4 protein-coding genes are annotated in these 4,776 nt (G+C 45.2%); all 4 read left to right on the forward strand.

Translation table 11 applies throughout. From position 1 onward, the window contains the following. Window positions 1-40: 40 nt before the first annotated feature. On the forward strand, window positions 41-244 hold the full coding sequence (locus G5B12_RS16655; RefSeq protein WP_227198731.1) for a tyrosine-type recombinase/integrase: 204 nt from the start codon (window positions 41-43) through the stop codon (window positions 242-244). A gap of 289 nt (window positions 245-533) precedes the next feature. Then, complete coding sequence (gene clpB / locus G5B12_RS16660) at window positions 534-3,116, forward strand: ATP-dependent chaperone ClpB (protein WP_021976398.1); 2,583 nt, start codon at window positions 534-536, stop codon at window positions 3,114-3,116. A 339-nt stretch (window positions 3,117-3,455) separates the two neighbouring features. Beyond that, window positions 3,456-4,223, forward strand: a complete 768-nt coding sequence (locus G5B12_RS16665) for an ABC transporter permease (protein ID WP_174088900.1) — start codon at window positions 3,456-3,458, stop codon at window positions 4,221-4,223. Window positions 4,224-4,241: 18 nt separating this feature from the next. Next, window positions 4,242-4,658 carry a hypothetical protein gene (locus tag G5B12_RS16670; RefSeq protein WP_174088902.1) on the forward strand — a complete coding sequence of 139 codons (417 nt, stop codon included), beginning with the start codon at window positions 4,242-4,244 and terminating at the stop codon, window positions 4,656-4,658. The last annotated feature ends 118 nt before the right edge of the window (window positions 4,659-4,776 follow it).

Here is a 4,776-nt window from a genome sequence, read left to right on the forward strand (position 1 = left end):
GTCTTCGGCAGAAAAAAATAAAATTTTTTTTGTCCTATACTTGACACATCCACATACCCTTCGTCATACGGGATGTACCAGATTGGGTGAGAACAATGTCAATCCTAAAGTTATGCAGTATGTCATGGGCCATTCGGATGCACAGATCACAATGAATGTCTACAATCATATTGCAGAGAAGTCTCATGTGGAGAACGAGATGTCTAAAATGAATCTGCCAGAAACCGTACCTGCTGTGGTATAAACCAGAAGTCGTTGTCGTAAAATGTGGTAAGAAAATCAGACGAATATATTTTTCCAAGAATTTGTGGTAAAAATGTGGTCAAATCAAGAAAATCGAGTGCGAAAGTAAGCGAAAAATCCCTGTGAAGCTCGTAAAATCAAGGCTTCACAAATTCTTCACAAAAAAATTAGCACTCACCTCTTGACAGTGCTAACAAATAGTGTTATATTTCTCCTAGAACAAGAAAAAAGCACAGCATTTCCGGTATGAGAATATTGGAAATGTTTTTCATAGAATAGGAGGGAAGCCTATGAACATCAGTAAGTTTACACAGAAATCCGTACAGGCTGTCCAGGATCTTGAGAAGGTTGCTTATGAATATGGCAATCAGGAGATCGAGGAGGAACACCTTCTGTATGCATTGCTGACACAGGAGGACAGCCTGATTCTCAAACTGATCGAGAAGATGGAGATCCAGAAGGAATATTTTATTGACACAGTTAAGAAAGCACTGGATGCAAAGGTTAAGGTTTCCGGTGGTGAGCTTCGGTTTGGCCAGTATCTGAACAAGGCACTGGTCAGTGCTGAGGATGAAGCGAAGGCTATGGGAGATGAGTATGTCTCTGTTGAGCATCTGTTCCTTTCCATGCTGAAGAATCCAAGCCCCAGCATGAAGAAGATCTTTAATGAGTTTGGAATCACCAGAGAGCGTTTTCTTCAGGCATTATCTACAGTCAGAGGAAACCAGAGAGTTGTCAGCGATAACCCGGAGGCAACCTATGACACCCTGAATAAATATGGCGAGGATCTTGTGGAGAAAGCCAGAAATCAGAAGCTTGATCCGGTGATCGGCCGTGATATGGAGATCCGTAATATTATCCGTATCCTTTCCCGTAAGACCAAGAACAACCCGGTTCTCATCGGTGAGCCTGGTGTTGGTAAAACAGCAGCCATCGAGGGACTGGCACAGCGTATTGTGGCAGGGGATGTACCGGAAGGCCTGAAGAACAAGAAGATTTTTGCCCTGGATATGGGAGCACTGGTTGCAGGTGCCAAGTATCGTGGTGAGTTTGAGGAACGTCTGAAAGCAGTACTTGAGGAAGTGAAGAAGAGCGAAGGACAGATCATTCTGTTCATCGATGAGCTTCATCTGATCGTCGGTGCCGGTAAGACAGATGGTGCCATGGATGCAGGAAATATGCTGAAGCCTATGCTTGCCAGAGGTGAGCTGCACTGTATCGGTGCCACAACTCTGGATGAGTACCGCCAGTATATTGAGAAGGATGCAGCACTTGCCCGTCGTTTCCAGCCGGTTATGGTAAATGAGCCTACAGTGGAAGATACCATTTCCATCCTTCGTGGATTGAAGGAGAGATATGAGGTATTCCACGGTGTTAAGATCACAGACAGCGCACTGGTTGCAGCTGCCACACTTTCACACAGATACATTACAGACCGTTTCCTTCCGGATAAGGCCATCGACCTTGTTGATGAGGCCTGTGCACTGATCAAGACGGAACTGGATTCCATGCCTACAGAGCTGGATGAGCAGAGACGTAAGATCATGCAGCTGGAGATCGAGGAGTCTGCTCTGAAAAAAGAGACGGACAACTTAAGTAAGGAGCGTCTGGCAGATCTGCAGAAAGAGCTTGCAGAAATGCGGGATACCTTCAATACCCAGAAAGCACAGTGGGATAATGAGAAACATTCCGTAGAGAAGCTCCAGAAATTACGTGAGCAGATCGAGGATATCAATAAACAGATCCAGAAAGCAAAACAGAATTACGATCTGGAGAAAGCTGCCGAGCTGCAGTACGGCGAGCTGCCGAAGCTTCAGCAGCAGCTGGAAGTTGAAGAAAAACAGGTTAAAGAAAGTGACAGAAGTCTGGTACATGAGGCAGTTACAGATGATGAGATCGCACGTATCATTTCCAGATGGACCGGTATTCCGGTAACCAAGCTGACAGAAGGTGAGAGAACCAAGCTGCTGGGCCTTGAGGATGAGCTGCACAAACGTGTAGTAGGACAGGATGAAGGTGTACGTCTTGTAACAGATGCGATCCTTCGTTCCAAAGCCGGAATCAAGGATCCGACCAAACCAATTGGTTCCTTCCTGTTCCTCGGACCAACCGGTGTTGGTAAAACAGAGCTTGCCAAGACTCTGGCTGCCACACTGTTTGATGATGAACAGAATATGGTCCGTATCGATATGAGTGAGTACATGGAGAAATATTCCGTGTCCCGTCTGATCGGAGCGCCTCCAGGATATGTCGGATATGAGGAAGGCGGACAGCTGACAGAGGCTGTTCGAAGAAAACCGTACAGCGTTGTTCTTTTCGATGAGATCGAGAAGGCTCACCCGGATGTATTCAATGTGCTTCTGCAGGTACTGGATGATGGCCGTATCACAGATTCACAGGGACGTACCGTTGATTTCAAGAACACGATCCTGATCATGACATCCAACATTGGTTCTCCGTACCTTCTTGACGGTATCGATGAGAAGGGTGACATCAAGCCGGAGGCACAGGAGCAGGTTATGAATGACCTTCGTGGCCACTTCCGTCCGGAGTTTTTGAACCGCCTGGATGAGATCATCATGTTCAAGCCGCTGACCAAGGATAACGTTGGCAAGATCGTAGATCTTATGGTCAAAGAGCTCAGTGACCGTCTGGCTGACCAGGAGCTTTCCCTGGAGCTTACAGATGCTGCCAAACAGATGGTAGTGGACAACGGTTATGATCCGGTTTACGGTGCACGTCCTCTGAAGCGTTATCTCCAGAATTACGTGGAGACACTGACAGCCAAGAAGATCCTTTCCGGTGATGTACATGCCGGAGATACCATTGTGCTGGATGTGAAGGACGGAGAGTTTACCGTCAGCACAAAATAAAAGAACTCCAAAAAGTTAAGATAGATTGACAAAAAGAAGAACTGTCAGTTCTGATAGAAATCCATTTCAGGATGAAGATCAGAACCCGGCAGTTCTTTTTTTGCATAAAAACAGAGAGTGCCGGATGCAAAATATCTGCAAAGCAGGATACAGCCTGAGTGAGTACGATTTCACAAAAGCCTGAAAATCCTTTGAAAAACAGTCAGATTTACACAAAAATAATCGAAAAACAGCTAAAAACTATCTGAAAACGGATAACGATTTCGGAATCCTTTATTGAGAAAAAATATATGAAAAACTATAATCGGGGACAGATCAGAGAAAAGGATGTGAAAGGCAATGAGAAAGAATTACATGAAAATTTCAGTGCTCTCCGTAGCAGCAGTACTGGGAGTGTGGATCCTGGGAAGTGCGCTGAACTGTTTTAATCCTACATTTATTCCATCGGTAAAAGATGTGCTGGATGCTTTTTGGAATCTGTGGGAAAACGGTTATAAAGGTTATCCCCTTATGTATCATATAGTTGCAAGCATGAGACGACTTGGAATTGCGATGGTGCTGGTGTTTATAGCAGGAACAGCTCTCGGGATCGCCTGCGGAATGAACCGGAAGATCCTGGCAGCGGTAGATCCGTTTATCCAGTTTTACCGGGCACTGCCGCCTTTGGCTTATAATACACTGATCGTACTCTGGATGGGAATCGGTGATGGATCCAAGATCATGCTTTTGTTTCTCAGCGGATTTGCACCATTGTTTATTCAGGTCGTATTTGGAGTTCAGAAAGTGCCCCAGGATCGGATCAACGGAGCAAGATCACTGGGAGCAGGAAATTTTGTGATCTTCCGGGATGTGATTCTTCCGTCTGTTCTGCCGGATATCCTTACCGGACTTCGGACCGCGGTAGGTGTTTCCTATGCAACACTGGTGGCAGCAGAAATGATCGCATCTGCATCGGGACTTGCGTGGATGGTTCTGGATGCCAGTAAATATATCCAGTACGCAACGGTCCATGCAGGGATTTTTATTATGGGAGGAATCGCGCTGCTCATTGATGGCGGGCTCAAACTTCTGATAAGAAAAGCGATGCCGTGGCAGGAAACAATATAGAGACGAAGGAGAAAAGACATGAAAGCAAAAAGAATTTTAACAGTAGCTGCAGCTGCGGCACTGATCATAACATCTGTGTTTGCAGGAGGAAACTTTACGAAAGTGCAGGCAAAAGATAACGATACACCGAAAAAGATCACCTTAGGATACTGGGAGTCACCAAACGGAGAGCTACTTACAAAAGAAAAAGGAAGCCTGGAGGCTGCTTTTCCGGATACAGATGTTGAATGGGTGGAATTCCAGTCAGGTACGGATATCCTGACAGCGATGCAGTCTGGTTCCATTGATTTTGCAACGATCGGAACTCCGCCGGCTGCACTGGGACTTGCCAAGGGGTATCCATTTAAGATTTTTTATCTTCTTCTAGCAAGAAGACTCCAACCTCTAAGGTGGGAGATGAATTGCGTCTGTTACCTACTTGATAGAATATCCTAATCATAGTATAGTATATTTAGTCGAATAATAAAAATTAAAATACAATAAATTTAGATAATAACGCACATTTAGCATTCTTACTATACTATCATCTTGTGCTTGTGGTCGAGTATCGTAG

This window comes from Blautia sp. MSK.20.85 (genome assembly GCF_013317245.1).
Taxonomy (GTDB): domain Bacteria; phylum Bacillota; class Clostridia; order Lachnospirales; family Lachnospiraceae; genus Blautia_A.

Bases quoted from the DNA above. Each gene is read 5' to 3' on its own strand.
- G5B12_RS16665 (WP_174088900.1), top strand. From the start codon at position 3,456: ATGAGAAAGAATTACATGAAAATTTCAGTGCTCTCCGTAGCAGCAGTA.
- clpB (WP_021976398.1), top strand. From the start codon at position 534: ATGAACATCAGTAAGTTTACACAGAAATCCGTACAGGCTGTCCAGGAT.
- G5B12_RS16670 (WP_174088902.1), top strand. From the start codon at position 4,242: ATGAAAGCAAAAAGAATTTTAACAGTAGCTGCAGCTGCGGCACTGATC.